Source organism: Acinetobacter nosocomialis NIPH 2119 (assembly GCF_000368085.1).
Taxonomy (GTDB): Bacteria; Pseudomonadota; Gammaproteobacteria; order Pseudomonadales; family Moraxellaceae; genus Acinetobacter; species Acinetobacter nosocomialis.
Genome location: NZ_KB849239.1, coordinates 560,901 through 581,238, shown reverse-complemented (window position 1 = coordinate 581,238; position 20,338 = coordinate 560,901). Strand labels below are relative to the sequence as shown.

Annotated in this window: 18 protein-coding genes; 8 read left to right on the top strand and 10 right to left on the bottom strand. The window is 38.6% G+C overall.

Annotation, left to right across the window (positions count from 1 at the left end; all coding sequences use genetic code 11):
• Positions 1 to 22: 22 nt before the first annotated feature.
• The 3 genes from F984_RS06795 to F984_RS06785 form a co-directional block, all read right to left on the bottom strand.
• The gene (locus F984_RS06795) at positions 23 to 1,666 is read right to left on the bottom strand and encodes an AMP-binding protein (protein ID WP_004708079.1); all 1,644 of its coding nucleotides are present in this window, start codon (positions 1,664 to 1,666) and stop codon (positions 23 to 25) included.
• A gap of 220 nt (positions 1,667 to 1,886) precedes the next feature.
• Positions 1,887 to 3,023, bottom strand: a complete 1,137-nt coding sequence (locus F984_RS06790; RefSeq protein WP_004708077.1) for an acyl-CoA dehydrogenase family protein — start codon at positions 3,021 to 3,023, stop codon at positions 1,887 to 1,889.
• Between the two features lie 18 nt (positions 3,024 to 3,041).
• Complete coding sequence (locus tag F984_RS06785; RefSeq protein WP_004708075.1) at positions 3,042 to 3,812, bottom strand: 3-hydroxyacyl-CoA dehydrogenase; 771 nt, start codon at positions 3,810 to 3,812, stop codon at positions 3,042 to 3,044.
• A 166-nt stretch (positions 3,813 to 3,978) separates the two neighbouring features.
• Between F984_RS06785 and F984_RS06780 the strand changes: the two genes are divergently transcribed.
• The 3 genes from F984_RS06780 (at position 3,979) to F984_RS06770 (ending at position 7,064) form a co-directional block, all read left to right on the top strand.
• Positions 3,979 to 5,004 (top strand): AraC family transcriptional regulator, encoded by a 1,026-nt coding sequence (locus F984_RS06780; RefSeq protein ID WP_002049325.1) that lies wholly within the window; start codon positions 3,979 to 3,981, stop codon positions 5,002 to 5,004.
• Between the two features lie 242 nt (positions 5,005 to 5,246).
• Positions 5,247 to 6,221, top strand: coding sequence for an aliphatic sulfonate ABC transporter substrate-binding protein (locus F984_RS06775; protein WP_004708073.1), 975 nt, complete (start codon positions 5,247 to 5,249; stop codon positions 6,219 to 6,221).
• A gap of 3 nt (positions 6,222 to 6,224) precedes the next feature.
• Positions 6,225 to 7,064: an ABC transporter permease gene (locus tag F984_RS06770; protein ID WP_004708071.1), complete on the top strand. Its 840-nt coding sequence runs from the start codon at positions 6,225 to 6,227 to the stop codon at positions 7,062 to 7,064.
• A 2-nt stretch (positions 7,065 to 7,066) separates the two neighbouring features.
• Here the strand turns inward: F984_RS06770 and prmC are convergent, their stop codons facing one another.
• The 3 genes from prmC to F984_RS06755 form a co-directional block, all read right to left on the bottom strand.
• Complete coding sequence (gene prmC, locus F984_RS06765; RefSeq protein WP_004708069.1) at positions 7,067 to 7,882, bottom strand: peptide chain release factor N(5)-glutamine methyltransferase; 816 nt, start codon at positions 7,880 to 7,882, stop codon at positions 7,067 to 7,069.
• A complete protein-coding gene (prfA, locus tag F984_RS06760; protein ID WP_002049300.1) occupies positions 7,882 to 8,970 on the bottom strand; it encodes a peptide chain release factor 1 in 1,089 nt (362 codons plus the stop codon). The genes prmC and prfA overlap by 1 nt, the downstream gene beginning before the upstream one ends.
• A 285-nt stretch (positions 8,971 to 9,255) precedes the next feature.
• A complete protein-coding gene (locus tag F984_RS06755) occupies positions 9,256 to 10,095 on the bottom strand; it encodes a type 1 glutamine amidotransferase domain-containing protein (RefSeq protein ID WP_004708067.1) in 840 nt (279 codons plus the stop codon).
• 119 nt (positions 10,096 to 10,214) lie between these two features.
• Between F984_RS06755 and F984_RS06750 the strand changes: the two genes are divergently transcribed.
• The 5 genes from F984_RS06750 (at position 10,215) to F984_RS06730 (ending at position 14,318) form a co-directional block, all read left to right on the top strand.
• Positions 10,215 to 11,126: a LysR family transcriptional regulator gene (locus F984_RS06750; RefSeq protein WP_004708065.1), complete on the top strand. Its 912-nt coding sequence runs from the start codon at positions 10,215 to 10,217 to the stop codon at positions 11,124 to 11,126.
• A 187-nt stretch (positions 11,127 to 11,313) separates the two neighbouring features.
• Positions 11,314 to 11,733, top strand: a complete 420-nt coding sequence (locus F984_RS06745; protein WP_004708063.1) for a hypothetical protein — start codon at positions 11,314 to 11,316, stop codon at positions 11,731 to 11,733.
• A 235-nt stretch (positions 11,734 to 11,968) separates the two neighbouring features.
• Positions 11,969 to 12,466 carry a hypothetical protein gene (locus F984_RS06740; RefSeq protein ID WP_004708061.1) on the top strand — a complete coding sequence of 166 codons (498 nt, stop codon included), beginning with the start codon at positions 11,969 to 11,971 and terminating at the stop codon, positions 12,464 to 12,466.
• 134 nt (positions 12,467 to 12,600) lie between these two features.
• Positions 12,601 to 13,605 carry an LLM class flavin-dependent oxidoreductase gene (locus tag F984_RS06735; RefSeq protein ID WP_004708059.1) on the top strand — a complete coding sequence of 335 codons (1,005 nt, stop codon included), beginning with the start codon at positions 12,601 to 12,603 and terminating at the stop codon, positions 13,603 to 13,605.
• A 149-nt stretch (positions 13,606 to 13,754) separates the two neighbouring features.
• Complete coding sequence (locus tag F984_RS06730) at positions 13,755 to 14,318, top strand: NAD(P)/FAD-dependent oxidoreductase (protein ID WP_004708057.1); 564 nt, start codon at positions 13,755 to 13,757, stop codon at positions 14,316 to 14,318.
• A gap of 41 nt (positions 14,319 to 14,359) precedes the next feature.
• Here F984_RS06730 and pgaD read toward each other — a convergent pair whose 3' ends face one another.
• Genes pgaD through pgaA form a run of 4 tightly spaced genes read right to left on the bottom strand, consistent with a single transcriptional unit; the run spans position 14,360 to position 20,335 of the window.
• Positions 14,360 to 14,824 (bottom strand): poly-beta-1,6-N-acetyl-D-glucosamine biosynthesis protein PgaD, encoded by a 465-nt coding sequence (gene pgaD, locus F984_RS06725; RefSeq protein WP_004708055.1) that lies wholly within the window; start codon positions 14,822 to 14,824, stop codon positions 14,360 to 14,362.
• Positions 14,821 to 16,068, bottom strand: a complete 1,248-nt coding sequence (gene pgaC / locus F984_RS06720; RefSeq protein ID WP_004708053.1) for a poly-beta-1,6-N-acetyl-D-glucosamine synthase — start codon at positions 16,066 to 16,068, stop codon at positions 14,821 to 14,823. The genes pgaD and pgaC overlap by 4 nt, the downstream gene beginning before the upstream one ends.
• The gene (gene pgaB / locus F984_RS06715; RefSeq protein WP_004708050.1) at positions 16,068 to 17,897 is read right to left on the bottom strand and encodes a poly-beta-1,6-N-acetyl-D-glucosamine N-deacetylase PgaB; all 1,830 of its coding nucleotides are present in this window, start codon (positions 17,895 to 17,897) and stop codon (positions 16,068 to 16,070) included. Before pgaB ends, pgaC begins: the two co-directional genes overlap by 1 nt.
• The gene (pgaA, locus tag F984_RS06710; protein WP_004708048.1) at positions 17,897 to 20,335 is read right to left on the bottom strand and encodes a poly-beta-1,6 N-acetyl-D-glucosamine export porin PgaA; all 2,439 of its coding nucleotides are present in this window, start codon (positions 20,333 to 20,335) and stop codon (positions 17,897 to 17,899) included. The genes pgaB and pgaA overlap by 1 nt, the downstream gene beginning before the upstream one ends.
• Between the last annotated feature and the right edge of the window lie 3 nt (positions 20,336 to 20,338).

Sequence of the window (20,338 nt, the reverse complement as noted above, 5' to 3'; positions counted from 1 at the left end):
TTAAATATTTCCCTTTATTGCATTAACTCGCATAAGCTTGCTGCATTTTTGCAATTTCTTGCTGCTTCAACAATCCTCTTTGAATTTTTCCACTCGTGGTTTTAGGTAGGCTATCCACAAACTCAATCTCTTTTGGATAAGCATGACGAGATAAACGGTTACGAACATATTGCTGTAACTTATCTTTTAATGTTTCACACGCTTGGTAAGCAGGCTTAAGTACCACAAAGGCTTTGACTATTTCGGTTCGTTCCGGATCTGGCTTACCAATTACTGCTGACTCTAATACCGCCTCACACTCTAATAAAGTACTTTCAACATCGAATGGTCCAACTCTATAGCCCGATGTTGTAATGACATCGTCAGCACGTCCAACAAAATCAATACCGCCATGTTCATTTAAAGTGACCGTGTCACCTGTTAAATAATATTTGCCGACAAAGGCTTTGCGATTATTGCCACCATAGCCTTTAAACCACATTAATGGCGATTGCTCCGAGTCCATCGCCAAAATACCAACACCACCTGTTGGTAATTCTTGATAATTTTGGTCTAACACCGCAAAACGATGCCCAGGAATTGCAAAACCAGCTGAACCTACTTTTAATGGGTGCTCAAGCGCATGATGATTTGCAATCACCATCCCTAGCTCAGTTTGGCCATATTGATCAAAAATATTAACCTCTAAATCCTGCTTAAACCAGTTCACAACCTCAGGAGTTAATGGCTCACCTGCACTACTCACTACGCGTAAATGTTGTTTAATTGAAGGGTCAAATTTTTCCTTAAACCCAAAGAACATGCGAAATGCTGTTGGCGAACCAGTTAAATTACTTACTTTATATTTTTTTATTAACTCTATTGCCTGATCTACATTAAATGAACGCTCATCCATAATAATGCTATGCCCCAAGCTTAAAGGCCCGGTAATGCCATAATACAAGCCATACGCCCAGCCCGGATCTGCCAAATTCCAAAACATGTCATCTTCACGCAAATCGACAGCATGGGTCATATAACCTTTAAATGCCAAAATTGCTTTTAGTGGAACGGGTACAGATTTCGCAAGTCCAGTTGTACCAGAGGTAAACATCATTAAAAAGTCATCTTCAAAGCTACGATTTACTGGCTCACATTGCTCAGAATAGCGCTGTAAAGATTGCCAAAAATCGAAGTCATGCTCAGACAAAGGACCAGTCTGATGAACAGTGACAATAACCGGAACATTCAAAGTATTCAGTTTAGGGCGCTGTTCATCATTGGTCACAATCAATTTAGTTTGAGCAGTCGTAATACGGTGATCAATCGATTTTGCTTCAAAGGCAGTAAACAAAGGCTGATAAATAGCGCCTATACGCCACGTTGCCAAAATTGTAATTAATAACTCAGGCGTTCTTGGTAGAAGTCCTGCAATACAATCTCCAGCTTGAATTCCTTGTGCTTTAAAGAAGTTGGCAAGTTTTCCAGAAAGCTCAGCAAGTTGTTCGAACGTATAGTGCTCTGTCTGTCCGTTTTTTCCTTCCCAAATAAGCGCTGTTTTATTTTTTCCTATATAACGCTCACAGCACTCAACATAAGCATTTATTGCTTGGGGATGCCCAACAAGTTGCTCTTCAATGAGTTTTGCAAGATCAAATTGCTGATAAGCTTCTGCCAAAGTTTTCATGATGCTCACCTTCATTCCGTTGGATGATTGATTTTGTGTAAGACCACAAAATCTGTCCTGACTGTTATTGTTTTAGCTAAAGCTCGAAGAATATTTCTTCAACTTTTCCATCTATTTCAAATAAAACTAATAGCAAAAATGTATCATTTCAATTGCAAGAAACCGCACATGATGTGCGGCTTCTTGCAGTTTTAAGTTTAAAAACTCAATACTTTATGACCTAAACTTGAGCCACTTCACGGGCAATCACCAAACGTTGAATGTCTGAAGCACCTTCATAAATCTGGCTTACACGAACATCCCGATAAATTCTCTCAACAGGAAAATCACTGACGTATCCATAACCGCCATGGATCTGGATTGCATCCGAACATACTCGCTCAGCCATAGTTGATGCAAAGAGTTTCGCCATTGAGGCTTCTTTTAAACAAGGTAGCCCCGCATCTTTTAAAGTTGCCGCATGTAAAACCAGCTGATGTGCAGCTTCAATTTGGGTTGCCATATCGGCTAAGCGAAAACCAACCGCCTGATGCTGAACCAGCTCTACACCGAAGGCCTTACGCTCATTCGCGTATTGCACAGCAGCATCAAAAGCTGCTCTTGCCATACCAACAGATTGAGCCGCAATACCAATACGACCAGCCGCTAAATTAGATAGCGCAATTTTATAACCTTCACCTTCTTGTCCCACCAAATTTTCTAAAGGAATCCGGCAGTCTTCAAGCGTAATGGTTGCGGTGTCCGAAGCATGTTGACCCATTTTGTCTTCAATACGAGTGACCAAGTAACCTTGTATATTCGTAGGTACAAGAAAACACGAAATGCCTTTTTTGCCAGCCTGTTTATCTGTAACCGCAAACACCAAAGCCACTTGAGCATTTTTACCACTGGTAATAAATTGCTTTACGCCATTGAGTACCCAATGGTCGCCATCTCGCTCGGCTTTACATAAAATCGCGCTTGCATCGGAACCGACATGTGGCTCAGTTAAACAAAAGCATCCTAGCCATTCACCAGAGGCAAATTTTGGCAAATAGATTTGTTTTTGCTGATCTGAACCGTATGCCAGTGTAATACCGCAAACCAATGAATTTTGAACACTTACGATTGTCGAAATAGCACCATCACCTGCAGCAATTTCTTCAATTGCGAGTACCAAAGATACATAATCCATTCCAGCACCGCCCCATTCATCGGGCACAGTCATCCCCATTGCGCCTAGCGCACCTAAGTCTTTTAATTCCTGAGCCGGAAATTCATGGGTCTTATCACGATGTGCAGCAGTTGGTTTTAACTGATTTTGCGCATAGTTACGCATCATCTCCTGAACCATGCTTTGTTCAGCATTTAGAATCATTTCAACATCCTTATTTTATTATTTTGCTGCCATACGAATTGCACCATCTAAACGAATGACTTCACCATTTAAATATGAGTTTTCGGCAATATGGGCAACCAAACGAGCAAACTCTTCTGGTTTTCCTAAACGAGATGGATACGGAACCATTTGCCCCAAAGCATCTTGTACATTTTGTGGCATACCCTTAAGCATTGGAGTTTCCATAATTCCCGGTGCAATGGTCATAATACGAATGGCATGTCGCGCAAGCTCGCGAGCAATCGGCAAAGTCATCGCCACAATAGCGCCTTTTGATGCAGAATAAGCTGCTTGTCCAATTTGACCGTCAAATGCCGCAACAGAAGCAGTGTTAACAATCACACCACGGTCCTCTTCACCTTCTCCAACTGTGTTTTTGCTCATGGCATCTGCTGCAAAACGCAGCATGTTAAATGTACCTGTGACATTAATATTTAAAGTCTTTGCAAATAATCCCAAGTCATGAACACCCTCACGACCAACTACTTTTGCAGAAGGGCCAATACCTGCACAGTTCACCAAACCATGCAAATGACCATGTTTAACCAATACATCTTTAAAGAACTGTTCAGCAGCAACTTCATCGGTTACATCAAGTTTTACAAAGTCAGCTTCTGGTCCTAATTGTTTCGCCTGCTGCTCACCTGCTTCTACATTCATGTCAACCAACGTGACTGAGGCACCTTGCTTTACCAAATACTCAGCAGTTGCAGCGCCTAAACCAGAGCCGCCACCTGTAATCACAAAATGTTTTCCTTGAATTTTCATTATGTAACGTCCTATAGAAATGTTCTTTAACCTTAGTAGTGAGAGTAAAAGTTGTTTTTTTCCGATACAATTTCAAAAAACCTCAAAATGCTTGCAGCTTTTGATCAATCCAAATTTTGAATATGAAATATTTCACTTGAAATACGTAAAAAAATGAGTCTTTGACATGGTTGTCCAATCTTCTTTAAGTAAAGGAACAATTTCGATTGCACTGGTACATGAAGCATTAAGTGCGGCTTATGCCAAAGGGCTAAATACTCAAATTATTTTGAATAAAGCTGGTATTCCTACTGAATTACTCATGACATCCAAAGCGCGTGTTCCAGTAGCAACGTATGCACAATTATGGATAGAACTTGCCAATGCCATGAACGACGAGTTTTTTGGTATGGATAGCCACCCTATGCGCCGTGGCAGCTATAAATTACTTACAAAACTCGTCAGTACGGCTGAAACTTTAGAAAAGGCTCTCTACGATATTTTGAATTTTTTTAATTTTGTGCTTGATGATATTCGTGGAGAGTTAATTCGAGAACAAGAAAAAGCTTATTTGGTCATTCGTGATCGTGAACAACCTAAACGTATGTTTACTTACGCAACCTTTTTAATGTTAGTACATGGGCTTATGTGTTGGCTGGTAGATCAACGAATTGGCTTAAACCGTATTACGGTACGTTGTCCAAAACCGAACGATATTCAAGATTATTTGGTACGCTTTTGTGAAGATATACAATTTAATGCCGAGACAAATCAGATTGAATTTGATGCCCACTATTTAGATATTAAAATTAAAAAAGATAAAAAAGCGCTTTATGATTTTTTAGAACAAACTCCGCAAAATCTTTTAGTTCGCTTTAAAAATGAAAATGCCTTGAGCGTTCTTATTCGTCGTCATTTATTAAAGCTTCACCCTGCTCAATGGCCCGAACTCAAAGATGTGGCACAGCAACTCAATATTTCTGAAGCTACTGTTCAACGTCGCCTCAAACATGAAGGTGTGAGTTATCAACAAATTAAAAATGAAATTCGTTGTGATATTGCAATTGAACGTTTAAGCAAAAGCAATGATTCAATACAAGACATTAGTGAAGACTTAAATTTCCATGACCCGAGTGCATTTCACCGTGCATTTAAAAAATGGACAGGTGTTAGCCCCGGTGCTTATCGAGATAATTTAACCACACACAAGTAATAAAAATGGACTTAACGAAGCTTGAGTTCTAGACTTAAACTTATGATATTTATGTATTTTAAATTCAATATTTTAGATAAATGCATCATTCAAAGCTTAATAATATTCATAAAAACAGAGATTTATAATTTTATTCAAACTTTTATCTTTCAAACTGATTTACAAATCAAAATAACTAAGTTTATAGACCACTCAACACGTGAAAGGATGATCCATTATTTTATTTCGGTTCTATTTTTATCATGTCTTTAAAATCAAAATTTTCTCTACCAAAGACTTTATTGGCATCAACATTGGGGTTCGTATTTGCTTCATCTACTTTTGCAGCAATTCCGACTACACTTAAACTTGATTACGCTTACTACGCACCAACCAGTCTGGTAGTAAAAGATCAAAAACTTCTCGAAAAAGCACTACCCAATACCCAAATTAAATGGGTTTTTAGTCAAGGTAGTAATCGTTCATTAGAATATCTCAATAGTAACAGCATCGATTTTGCTTCTACCGCTGGATTAGCTGCGGTATTAAGCCGAGCGAATGGTAGTCCAATTAAAACAGTTTATGTACAAAGCCAACCGGAGTGGACAGCCCTTGTTGTCTCAAAAAACTCACCAATTAAAAGCCTAAAAGATTTAAAAGGTAAGAAAATTGCAGCTACTAAAGGAACAGATCCTTTCTTATTTACACTACAAGCATTAGAAACCGTAGGCTTAAGTAAACGCGATGTACAATTGGTTCATTTACAACACCCAGACGGTAAAACTGCATTAGAGCGTGGTCAAGTAGATGCTTGGGCTGGACTTGATCCATTAATGGCTTCAGCTCAAATTCAATCGGGTGCGAAATTACTTTATCGTAATGTAGCTTTTAATAGTTATAGCGTACTGAGTGTTAAAGAAGACTTTGCAAAGCAAAGCCCTGAAGCGGTAGAAGCTGTGATTAAAGCCTACGAACAAGCTAGAAAATGGGCAAAAGCCAATCCAGATAAAGTAGCAGCACTTTTAGCACAAGAGTCTAAACTCCCTCTACCTGTGGCTAAACTACAACTGAGCCGGACCAACTTTGATCAAAGCATCCCATCAGCAACTCAAGCACAAGCACTAAAACATTCTGGGAAAATTTTGACTGAAGAAGACTTGGTCAGAAAAGGCACCAATGTCAATCAAGTGGTTGATCAGTTATTAGATCCACGTTTTGCTCAAAAAGTCGTGAAATAGTATATGAGTGATTCACTTAACAAAGCTGAGCTAAATCATTTCCTAGCTCAGCAGGCTTTAAAATCTCAGAAAAACCATCTAAACAACAAATTTACACGGTGGTTTAAAGCGCTACTCATTCCACTCATTTTTTTAGTGGGTTGTGAGTTTTTAGTCAGAAATGGCTATATCAATGCTTATCTGCTCCCTGCACCTTCGAGTTTATGGCAATCTTTTTTAGATTTAGCTCATACCGACCTATTTGCTCATATTTATATTAGTACATGGCGTGTTCTATTCGGCTTTATCATAGGAAGTGGTTTAGGTTTAATTTTTGCGATTTGGGTTGGATTAAGTAAAGAGGCAGAAGCATATTTAGAACCGACCTTTTCAGCAATTAAATCGATCCCAAGTCTTGCTTGGATTCCACTGTTATTGCTTTGGTTAGGAATTGATGAAGGTTCGAAAATTACGCTTATTGCAATCGGAGCATTTTTTCCAACTTATACCAATACCGTTGCAGCAATTCATAATGTAGATAAAAAGCTCATTGAAGTTGGAAAGGTTTATCGGCTCAATGCTTTTCAACGTGTTTTATCTATTATTTTACCGGCAGCATCTCCGGGCATTTTAACGGGTTTACGTAACAGCTTAAGCTTATCGTGGATGTTTATGATTGCAGCTGAACTGATTGCAGCCACACAAGGGATTGGTTATTTACTCAGTGATGGCCGAGAAACGTCTCGACCGGATATTGTTATCATTGCAATTATTTTATTGGCACTATTGGGTAAAATAACCGATAGCTTAATGAAACTTATAGAAAACTGGTTATTACGTTGGCGTGATACGCTACAAAAATAACTTTAAATCCAGCGTGCCAAAGTGACTCGATCATTTTGGCCATAATCTTGAATGGTTTTTATCTCACTAAAACCATGCTCTGTGAAAATGCCTCGAACAGCTTGCCCCTGATCATAACCATGTTCAAGTACAATCCACCCTTGAGGTTTTAACCAGTTTTTCCCTTGAGCAATAATAATTTCAATATCAGCCAATCCCTGATGGTCTGCAACCAATGCACGGCGTGGTTCTGTTGCCAAAGCTTGCATGTGTTCGTCTTCTGGGTCAATGTAGGGCGGATTAGAAACAATTAAATCAAATTGTTGTGGCTCTAATGCTTCAAACCAAGCACCACAAGCAAATTTCACATGATATAAGCCGTGTGTTTGTGCATTTTCTTTTGCAATGTTTAAAGTAGGTGCGTAAATATCAGTTGCTGTGACGAACCAGTCTGGACGTTCACTCGCTAACGCAAGTGCAATTGCACCTGTTCCCGTTCCCAAATCAACAATGTTTGCTTTGTTTGGCAAATTTAGATTTAAAACAGTTTCAACTAAAACCTCAGTATCAGGTCGTGGTACTAAAGTATCTGACGTTACTTTTAAATCAAACGTCCAAAATGGCTGTGAACCTGTCACATAGGCTAAAGGTTCACCATTTTGAATACGCTCAAGACCAGCCAAGTAGTCTTGCTCTTGCTGAGCCGTTAACTCTTGCTCAAGTCTGAACTTTAATTCGAGTGAATTGATTTTTAGAAAATGCTCAAGCAACCAAGCATTTTCTTGTCGTTCATAACTGTCAGGCTCACCACGAATTGCAAGCGCTTGAGCAATATTCATTAGCCGCCATTTTCCTGTGCAAGCATCGCAAGCTGATCTGCCTGATATTCACGATGTAAGCTATCGAGCAATTCAGTTAAATCACCTTCCATAATGGCATCTAACTTATATAAAGTTAGGTTAATACGGTGATCCGTCATACGCCCTTGTGGGTAGTTATAAGTACGGATACGTTCAGAACGGTCACCAGAACCGACCAAATCACGGCGCATTTCAGAAGTCGCTGCATCAGCCGCTGCACGTTTAGCATTTTCTAAACGTGATACTAACAATGCCATCGCTTTAGCTTTGTTCTTATGCTGCGAACGTTCTTCTTGGCACTCAACGACTGTACCCGTTGGAATGTGAGTAATACGCACTGCCGAATCGGTTTTGTTAATGTGCTGACCACCCGCACCTGACGCACGGTAAGTATCAATACGTAAATCTGCCGGATTAATTTCAACGTTAGTATCAACGTCAATTTCGGGCAGAATTGCCACTGTACAAGCCGATGTATGCACACGACCTTGTGATTCAGTTGCTGGCACACGTTGTACACGATGCGCGCCACTTTCAAACTTCAAACGTCCATATACGCCATCACCATCTACACGGCAAATGACTTCCTTAAAGCCGCCATGCTCGCCTTCATTTTCAGAAAGGACTTCAATACGCCAACCTTGTGTCTCGGCATACTTGCTGTACATGCGGAACAAATCGCCTGAGAAAATTGCAGCTTCATCACCGCCCGTCCCTGCACGAATTTCTAAATATGCAGCATTAGAGTCATTTGGATCTTTTGGAATCATCAAAATATTGAGCTGGCTTTCTAATTCTTCAAGCAATGCTTTATTTGCTTGAATTTCTTCTTCTGCCATATCTTTAAAGTCGGGGTCCGACTTCATCATTTCAGCAGTTTCAATATCTTCTTCTGCTTGACGGTATTTGCCCCAAACTTCGGTAATTTCAGTTAAATCACTATGTTCACGAGACAGTTTACGGAAACGTTTGTTATCGGAAATCACTTCTGCATCTGCAAGCAATGCGGTAAGTTCTTCATGACGATCACAGAGTTGATCAAGACGTAAACGGAGTGACGCTTTCATAAGAGGAAATATCTCAAAAGTCCAAAAAACTTATCTAGATAAATATAAGAAGATAAGCCAAATCATAAAAATAGCGCATAGTTTACAGTTTATGCCGATTAAATGACATATGTAATCCTTTAAATCGTTAACTTTCCAAAGCCATAAGGATGTATAAATCTAATGATTCCAGATGAGATTTATTCATCAATCTAAGATTTTCTCTTATTGAAAACAAATAACTCGCTTTTTTAAATCCATATAATAAAAGAGACTTTATTTATAAAGCCTCTTTATGTTCTATAGTTATTTTAATTTTTCTAATAAAGTTTTACCGACAAGAACAGCCGAAGCTGGATTTTGTCCAGTAATAAGCTCACGATCCACCACTACATTTGGCGACCAAGCTTTCGTATTGCTTTGATATTTTGCTCCAAGTGACTCTAAAGCAGTTTGCGGATAGAACTTCATCTCACCGCCCTTTAACAAGCTCTTCGCTTGCTCTTCTTCTTGATTGCTAATTACCGTCATCCGGTAGTTTTTATAAATCCATTCTCCAGTTTTGACTGTTCTACCTTGTTCAAGTTGCTTAATAGCTTCCGCAGCATGAGGTAAAGTTGACATCAGAGCTATAGGCCCATGACAAACCAAGGCTGTAGGCTTTCCTGCATTATGAAAAGCGTTAAGAACTTTACCAAGCTGTTTATCTTTTAACAGGTCTTGCATAGGTGCATGCCCACCCGGAATATATATGGCATCAAATTGATCTATACCAATTTGCTCAATACGCGCCAGACTTACAACTGGAGAGTCTTTAGGTGAAGTTAACTTTAGATCATGTAATAAACCAGCATATTGTTTTAATACTTTTTCATCTTGGTTAAAGTACATTGCACTATTTGAAGATTCATCTAACGTTGGAGCTTTCCCTTTTGGGGTGGCAAACGTTACGGTGTGCCCCGCATCTAAAAGCATTTTTGTAGGCTGCATCAATTCGTTAAGATAAAATCCCGTTTTAAAAACATGATTATTTTTTAGCTCTAGCTGATCTTCATCTGACAATACAACAAGTACATGAGCTGCATTTACACTTAATGCTGCCGAAGCTGTAATCACTGCAAACATTATTTGATTCAACATCTTCATTATTTAACCTTCATTCCAAGCATTTGCTGGATTTATAACTAGGATGTATATATTCTATTTTTACCCCAAAGGTAGAAAAACAACTAAGTTTGCAAATCTTTTTTGCGTTTGAGGACAAAATGTCTCGTCAATTTGATCATCTTGCCGATGTCGAAATCTTTTTAATTGTGGCTGAGAAGCTTTCAATTAGTGCTGCTGCAATTGATTTATCTACCACACCTTCGGTGGTTAGTAGAACAATTACAAGACTCGAGAAAAAACTCGGTATACAGCTTTTTAGAAGAACCACACGCCATTTAAGTCTGACTGAAGCTGGTCAGCTTTACTATGAAAAAATGCAACATGCTTTTCAGTTAATTGACCATGCAGAACGCTTGGTTCAAGGTGAACAACTACAAATTTCTGGAAAAATTAAAATAAGTGTTCCTACCACTTATGGGCATTATCGTTTACCCCCTTTATTAGAAAAATTTCTTCTGCAATATCCTGATATTCAAATTGAAGTCAGTATTTCTAATCGTAACGTTGATTTAATTGCTGAAGGTTTTGACTTAGCTATTCGTCAAGGACAACTACCTAACAGCACCCTTATTGCTAGGCCTTTAGAGCACGCACCTTTAAAACTTGTTGCCTCACCTTCTTATTTGAAACGCATGGGTATTCCCAAAAACTTGGATGAATTAAATCATCATCAATGCATCGCCTTTGAGCTACCGAGTAATGGTAAGGTCACTCCGTGGTTCTTTAAAGATATAGATCAGGAAATTCAGTGGATACCGACAAATCGAATTTTAGTAAAAGAAGATATTCTAGGAGTAGTATCTCTTGCTGAAAATGGTTTAGGAATATGCCAGAGTTACGAATTTATCGTTAATGAAAAAATTCAACAAGGAAAATTACAACCTCTACTTGAAACATACGCAGGTCATACCCGTCCCTTTTCTTTACTGTATGCGCAACATAAACATATGTCTTCTGCCACAAGAGCTTTTATTGATTTTTTATGTTCAACTCATTGTAAATATACTTAAGAATATGAAATGAGAATCACTTTTTTCTATGTGGATATTAGATATTCTATTTTAATAGAAAACATACAAAGAAGACACTAAACTCTAATAATAGGATGATGGTTCTCCACATTTGAAGAGAAGTGTTTTGTTACATTTGCTGTAACGAAAGATATAAGGTCCTGTAACTTGGGACATGGAGTAAATGATGAAATTAAATGCTTTATTATGTAGTGCTGTTTTGGCTACTTCTATGATGACTGTAGCACATGCAGACAATACAACTCATGTAGCAGCTGCTTCTGCTTTAGGTAGTGTTGCTGGTACTGCTATTGGTAAAAGCATGGGTGGTACATCTGGTGCAACAATTGGTGCTGCTTTAGGTGGTGCTGGTGGTGCAGCAGTTGCAAGTGATCGTCGTCACCGTACAGAATCTGCAATTGGCGGTGGTTTAGGCGGTGGTGCTGGCTATACTGTTGGTAAAAGCATGGGTGGTACAAATGGCGGTTATATCGGTGCTGCTTTAGGTGCTGCAGGTGGTGGTGCTTTAGGTAATAAAATTGCTAAAGACCGTGATTATGATCGATCTTCTAAACACTGGAAGAAAAAACACCGTCATCACCACTAATTTTAGTGATGTAATTAATTTAAAAACACCTTCGGGTGTTTTTTTATGATTACCCTTTTGTCAAATACATATGTCGTGCTCATGATTTATTCACATCTTAATAGAAACAATACAAAGCAGACACAAAACTATTGTATCAGCATGAGCCTTCTCCATAATTTTCACGAAATTTTTAATTACATTTAGCTCAAGATATAAAGATTGCTCTTTAGCAAAATGAGCATGGAGTTCCAAAATGAAAATGAATATTTGGTTAGCAAGTGCATTAATCGCAACAACCTCTATGGTGTCAGTTGCACATGCAGATAATGGTACCCGTGTAGCGGCAACTTCTGCTCTAGGTAGTGTAGTAGGTACTGCAATCGGTAAAAGTATCGGTGGTACATCGGGCGCAACAATTGGTGCTGCTTTAGGTGGTGCTGGTGGTGCGGCGGCTGCAAGTGACCGTCGTAACCGTACAGAAGCGGCAATTGGTGGTGCTTTAGGTGGCGGCGCTGGTTATACCGTTGGTAAAAACATGGGTGGTACAAATGGTGGATACATCGGCGCAGCAGTGGGTGCAGCTGGTGGTTCTGCTTTAGGTCGTAAAGTTGGCCAAGATCGTAACTATGATGAACGTTATGACCGTCGATACGATCGTCGTTATGATCGTGATGACCGCCGCTATTACAATGATCGCGCTTACTATCGTCATGATAATGGCTTACACCGTGGTTGGTATAAACACCACTAATTGGTACACAGATATTAAAAAGCACCCTGGCGGTGCTTTTTTATTTGGGAGTGAAATTTATATCGAAAAAAACCGATATACATCACCCCATTTATATCGTATTATTTCGATATAACGTTTTTTGAGAATATCGCATGCGATCACTTCAAGACACCAAATTTTCAATTTTGGAACTTGCTCCCATACGTGATGATAAAACAATCGAGTTTTCATTACGTCATGCATTAGAGCTCGCCCAACATGCAGAAAAATTAGGTTATGACCGTTTTTGGCTTGCAGAACATCATAATATGGATGGAATTGCGAGTTCAGCAACAGCTGTTTTACTTGGTTTTATCGCGGCTCATACCCAGCGCATTCGTTTAGGTTCAGGTGGTATCATGCTACCAAACCATGCACCCTTAGTAGTAGCAGAACAATTCGGTACGTTAGCAACCTTATATCCAAATCGTATTGAGTTAGGTTTAGGCCGTGCCCCCGGCACAGATCAGGTCACTATGCGTGCCTTACGTCGCGGGCATCAGGAAACGGAAGATCAGTTTCCTAGAGATGTTGTTGAGATTTTGCAATATTTTAAAGCGCCTCAACCCGGCCAAAGAATTGTTGCAACTCCTGGACAAAATACTCATGTACCAGTCTGGTTATTAGGTTCAAGCTTATTTAGTGCGCAATTGGCTGCGAAACTAGGATTACCCTACTCATTTGCATCGCATTTTGCTCCACGTATGCTTGGTCAAGCGATTGAGCTTTATCGTGAAAATTTCGAACCTTCTGAATATTTGGACAAGCCTTATGTTTCCATGGGTGTACCTGTTGTGGTTGCCAATACAGATGAAGAGGCTCAATTCCTAGCAACAAGCGCTTACCAACGTGTCTTAGGATTAATTCGTGGTGAAAGTTTAAAACTTAAACCACCAGTTACATCGATGCAGGGTCTATGGAACACAGCAGAACAGCTTTCTGTTGAAAATTTCTACCAGATGGCACAAATCGGTTCAGCTGAAACAGTACGCTCAGGCTTAGAAAAGCTTTTAGCTACTTATGAAGTCGATGAGTTTATTTTTACTTGTGATGTCTATGATACTAATAAACGTTTAGACAGCTTTACTCGATTAATGCAACTAAAATCAGCCAACTAGAACATACTCTGAATATCTCATGCTTGAGTCTATAGCAGGCATGAGATAACCACCTATCTGAAAATACTTTACCCAGCCCTCTTGCTTGGTTATTTATATTAAAACGATAAAAAATCATCATAAATGAAAACCAAAAGGACTTTTGGAAAATGAGTATTGAACTTAAAAATAATGTTGCCAAATCAACTACTTTTCAAAATGCAGTTCAGGATTTTGACGCCTTTACTGGTCAAATTCTTTTATCAAATACAATTAAAGAAAATGATTTTTCAAATTTAAATGTAGCGATTATTGGAACAGATCAGGAAACGGTAACGCACTTAGAAAAAATCTGCCAACAAGCAAAATTTGTAACTGTATTTCAAATTACGCCGCATTTTATTTTGCCTCATAGTCAAATCGGCATACACCGTCTCATTACCCACCCGCTTATTGCTAAAAATAGGAGGTTATTTAACAATCGTGTAAAAAGTATCTTAGCTCTACGTTTTCTTGAAACCCAAGTCAATGAAACATGGCTCAAACGTCTTTTGACACCTAATACTGCAAAAGCCAATAAAATATTTTTTAAATCTGATAGCTACTATGCTGCGCTACAAAGACCAAATTGTAAACTACAAGCTTGGCCAATTGTAAAAGTTACCGCTACAGCCATTTATAGTATGGATGGTACTCAACGCCCTGTAGATATCATTATTAGAACTACACCTTAAAAATAAAAAAAGCATGGTTGATAGACCATGCTTTTTTTTACTCATTTCAAATCATATCGAGTTAAATACCCCTGATCATCATAATGTAAGATGATGCGCTGAGACTTTTGTAACTCTGATAATGATTCTGTACTGACCATAAATTGTGAAGCCAATAACTCAACAGGACTATTCGGAGCTTTGCTGCGGCGATCATCACCATGAAATCTAAGCCAGTTATAACTCGCCCATAAAATCAAGACCAAAGCACTTAAGGATATTAAAAGAAGTAAATGGAGGACTGTATTAACTTCAGAAATATGATCTACCCATACATAGTCATAGATGAGATGCCCTTCATAAAACCATAAAAATAATGAAACCAGTGGGAAAAACAGCCACATTAAACAAAACCAGCCTACTGTTTGCAAAGTATAGTTTGCGGTTTTATTTTTCACATATTTAGGCTGATCAATATATTCTGGGATATCTAAAACTTCTATGTCATTATTTTCTTTATTTTTCATGAGTTATCTCCTCGAAAGCCTCGGTCAGGACTTACCCAACGAGCACGCTTTTTGGTATTAAATATAGTTTTAGGGACTGCAACTACACTAGTAAATAACGTCAGTAGCCAGAAAAATAATGGATACCAAATTACCCAAAAATAATTTCTAAAAAGACGTCCACGGTCATAACGATGATCTATCCATAAACTTACTAAAAATTGGATGAGGCATGTTCCACCCAATATCACGCCATACCATTGGGGCATGAGTGAATTAATCTGCCACTGCTGAGGTAAATCAATAAAAAGTCCGATTAAGAAAAGCAAGAAAATAAATATCATTACATACGACCAGACAATACTGACTAAAGCTTCAAGCATGACTGGCCACATACGACGTAAGCGGATTTTGAACATTTTTGGAATATATTCCAATAAGACTTCTACCCCACCTTGTGCCCAGCGTAAACGCTGCTTCCAAAGACCTTTAAAAGTTTCAGGCATATAGATATAACAAAGTGCTTGAGGAATATATTGAATATCCCAATGGTCCATCTGAAGCTTCCAAGAGATATCAATATCCTCAGTAATTTTGTCATCAGACCAAAATCCAACACGGACTAAAGCAGTTTTTCTAAATGCAACAATTACACCCGATACTGTAAAAATACGACCATACGTACGCTGCGCCCGCTTAATCAATCCAATAATTGAAGAAAACTCACCAACCTGTAATTTCCCTAATATACTTGAACGGTTGAGAATTCTAGGATTTCCAGTGACGGCTCCAATACGAGGAAATTTTAGAAATGGCTGCATAAGCCAAAGTACAGCATGAGGATGTAGTAAAGCATCTCCATCAATACAAACTAAATATTCGTATTTACTTACTAAAACTCCCGATCTTAAAGCCACTGCCTTACCTTGGTTTTCCGCTAAGTGCACGACCCTTAATCGAGTATCCTGAGCTGCCAACTCATCAAGAATTTCTGCAGTTCTATCACTGCTACCATCATTGACAGCAATCACTTCAAAATTTGGATATATTGTTTGTAAGGCATAACGAATAGTTTGCCTTACCTGAGCTTCTTCGTTAAAACAAGGAATAATAATGCTGCACCCTTCATTTGAAGGCTCAGGTAACTGCTGTTCATGGTATTCTCTTTTAAAGAAAAACCAGAGGCCACCTACCATCCATGTCCACGCCATAAGCAGAGGATATAAAAAGGCAAAAGCAAATAGAATATCGAGTAATACTCTCATTACTTTTTCCCCTCAGTTGCTAAACCAGCGAAGGGTTGATACATGACCGAACTCGAATTCAAGCTCATTGGGTTATATAAATACTCATGAACATTTTTTAAAGTTTCAAAGGAATAACCTTCAACCCCAAATTTCTGAATACCTATGCGCTGAATATCGAAAAGACCTTGTTTCACCTCTTGCCAAGCATTTTTCTGATCATTTTCTGGTAATGTTAAAGTCAGCATAATTCGTTGCTTGTATTTCGCATCAAGTGTATTTAAAAGTTCTAAGACATGTTTAAATTGTTTCTGCTTACCCACAACATTAAATTTTAGATTCACTAAATCATGTTGGGTTAATAGTGATTTTAAAAGCGCTGGCAATTGATCGATATGCTCTAAGTCAGGCGTAAGCAGCAGACTAAACTGGGCCTGATTACTCATATTCAAATAAGGCCTTGCAGCTTTTTGAGTCAGTTGACTCAGTTGTGATAATTGCTTTACTTGTTCAACACAGTTACTTTCTTTTATCGTTGCACTTTGCATAGCACAATTTAAAGCAGTTCCGGCATTAAGTTGAATACCACTTAAATTGCTATTAAAACGTGCCATATCTTTAGCTAAATCTGCCACCAAAAACGGTTTATTTTTTTGAGGATATACAGGTAACTCTAAAATGACCGCTTGTCCTGCACGAGTCTGTGCCTGCCATAGACTACGGTTTAGGATATCTTGTTTAACTGGCATTTGAGTTGTTGGGAAATAAGCAACGTCATATTGCCCATCTCCATCTTGATCATCTAAAGGCTTCAATATCAGCGTATTGTTTTTTAAGCTATAAAGTTTGGATAACAATGCCCCTAATTTTTCATCTGACTGAGTATTGGTTGAAGCAGCTAATTGCTTTAAATCCATACTCACAAAATGTTTTGGCTGCTTATATAAATCTTTCTCTGCCGAGTTCAAGATATTGAGTAAGGTCTCAGACAACTGTTCAGCTGTAGAGTTATCCACCATAAGACTACGTTTAAAGGTAACGTCATTAATCTGATTTACCCCATCACGTCCTAAACTAAAAGAAAAAGTGAAGCCTGCCTGTTGAGCTAGTTTTTCTAACTGCTGATTGACCGCACCATACGGCCATACAATTGCTTTCGGCTCTACACCCAATTCCTTTTTTAAAACATCATGTGATTTTTTTAAATCTTTTAAAATACGTTGCTGATATTCCACATCCGTTTCATAACGCGCTTGTGATTTTAAATACATATAAGAAGTTGCTGCGGGTTGTTCATTCCCTTGAGGATTAGCAAGCACGCCATGATGCAAATCATCACTGTGACTCGCAAACTCAGCTAAGCCAGAAGCCTGCATTTCTCGTACTTGCTTCCAATTCACCAAGTTCCCTTGTCCATAGGCTTCATAGCCAGCTTTTGTATTACCGTTAAGCCAACTGGTTGGGAGTGCAAAAACTGCCGGAATCCGATATTGCTTGAGCAATGGAAATATACGACTGTAGCTACTTAAAGCACCATCATCAAAGGTTAACAAAATAGCATTATGAGGTAGTTCTTTACCTTGCTTACGAGCCTCTTCAATATCTTTCAGGCGAATTGGCTTCCAGTCAGATTGACTCAACCAGTCAAAGAATTGCGCTAAATTTTTAGTTTGAATTGCATAAATATCCCGATCGCCCTCTTTTAAAACATCATCTCTGACATCATGAAAAGTTAAAGAAACTGTATGATTTTTTGGTAAATCTTTTTCTATTTGGGCATATGTAAATTGCAGAGGTAACAATGTTGAAGCTAAAGCACAGCTCAACATTTTCGAAAATAAATTATTCATTAAAAACGCCCTTCAAATCCGAAAATACCATAGGTATGCTGTTCATCATGTCCATCGTAAGGATGGTATTGCCAACCAATTCCATAATTGAGTTGCCATGTACGTGATAGCTGCCATTGATGTTGATATTGCAAAGAATAGGTTGGCTTAGTGGAATAATCGGCTTGTTTATAAAGCCCCACTCCAGCCTCGAAATGCTGTTTAAATGAACGCTCATATTCACGCCAAGTCACCCAGTCATGGCTTAAGTTCAACTCCGCGCTGTAATGCGAACTTGGGCTAAAATAAGTAGTTTGATCTTGGCTATTACTGCCATAAAAACCACGAACAGTGCCATAAGTAATGTGATGCGGCGCCGTAAATAGTCTTTCACGCCAAAAAGTTGAAAATTCTTGTTGTTTATTACCATCACTGATATCAGTCAGACCGTAACTTGCGCCAATTTGACGTGATTCATCTTTTTGCCATGTCAAAGCAGCTCGGTAAGACTGGCCATCTTCTCCCGCATCAATTGCCTGTAGAGGGATGTCAGCCTGGCTGTTATATTGCAATTGATACTGCCAGTGATCGTTTAACCACTGAGACCAATCAAGACGAACACCTGCTTGTCCGCCATCTGTACTTTGCGACAAGATCGCAGACAATGCCTTACGATTAGCTTGCCATTCGGCCCCGACACCATAGCGCTGGTTATGCACGTCACCAAAATTGTATTCACCATAACGATCTTGATGCCAAGCAAATAAACGATAATTATCCTTAATCCAAGGGCTATTAAGACGTGTTTCCATTTCACGGTCTTTTAAACCATTCTGCCCACTTACAGTATCACTATTGTCGGCCTTACTTTGGCCCCAAGTAGTTGAGTGTGAAATTGTGGCTCTATTACGATCATCCAACTCTTTGCGGCTTTTTATGACACCACTATCATCAGGATAATATTGCACTAAGTTTTGAGTGGTTTTCCGCCATGTCGGAATATCACCTAAAGCTTGAGCATTCTGCATTTCATTAATGCGAGTGTCTTTAGCAATCGGATCTATACCATTTAACCGGGAAATTGTTTTTTTTGCCTCTAGCGGTTTTTCTCTCCACCGTTCTACACGCGCAAGATTATTAATCAGGCTCTCATTCGCAGGTGCTTGCTCGACTGTTTTTTGAAAGTGCTGTTCAGCTTGATCCAGGTGATTAGCGTAGGCTAAATGCATCCCTTTTAAAGCAATATAATCATCACGATCAGGATGGCTTGTTTTATCTACCCCCTTCGCCTGACTATATTTATAAGTCGGAATAAGGTGATCAACTTTTGCCAAAAGCTGTTCAGCTTCCTTATATTTTTCCTGTTCAATATAGGAATAATACAATCCGGTATAGACGATCATATCCGGATAATTTTTTTCGTTTAGAAGAGTCTTATAAGCAAATTCAGCTTGCTTCGGCTTCTGCTCCGCCAAATAACTATCAGCAATTGCATGACGTACATATGCCGGTAATTTTTCGAGTGGAATATTCAACTGGGTGAAATTCTCTATAACCGCTTTTGAACGCCCTCTAAAATCTAGCGCATACAAATAATCGTAGTGAAACCTTAAATAGTTAGGGTTGTTTGGTGACATTTGCTGTTGTATTTTTTGCCCTTGGTCTAACACAGCATCTAATTCAGCATAGCTTTCTGCATCTGATAAGCCTTGGCGATTTAAGTATTTATAGCGGGCAATTGCATTATTGACATGCTGAGAAAACTCACTAACTTGTAAAGTCTGCTGTAACTGCTCAGTTTGCTGATTTTTTACGTTTACTTGAAGTAATTGCTGGGCTTTTTTATATGCCCCAATAGCAGCCAAGTCATAAACATACTCTTGCAAAACAGCTGAAGACTTAGAATTTTGCTGATAAGCTTGTTCAATTGTAGCTAAGGCCTCTATGGGCAAATTTATTAAACGATAAGCATATGCAACCTGTACCAACTGATCAGTATTTAAACCTTTAATGTTGATATTTGATAACTGAGTTTTAGCATTCGTTGAGTCCTGAGCTTCAGCATATAAAACCGATAGTAAGGTACGCCCATCGACTGATTTTTGAATATTAAGTTTATTTGACCAATCAATTGCTGTTTGAAAATGTTTAAAATCACGAAAATTTCGAATTAAAGGTAACTTTGCATATTCAGGAAAATTCACATAATTAATATTTTGTAAAAAATTGGAAAAATTCGTCAGATCCTTTTTTTCACTTGACATAACAATTAAATAATCAGCAAGCAATTTTTGATCATACGGATAATGTTTTAACAATTGATCGAGTTGAGAAACAGCCTGTTGAGTTTGGCCTGCTCTATAATTTTGAACAGCTTGCTCACGCAGTACATCAACTTGAGCTGCGTATAAATGAATTGGTAAGAGATATACCAATGAAAAAACACATTTTTTTAGCATTTT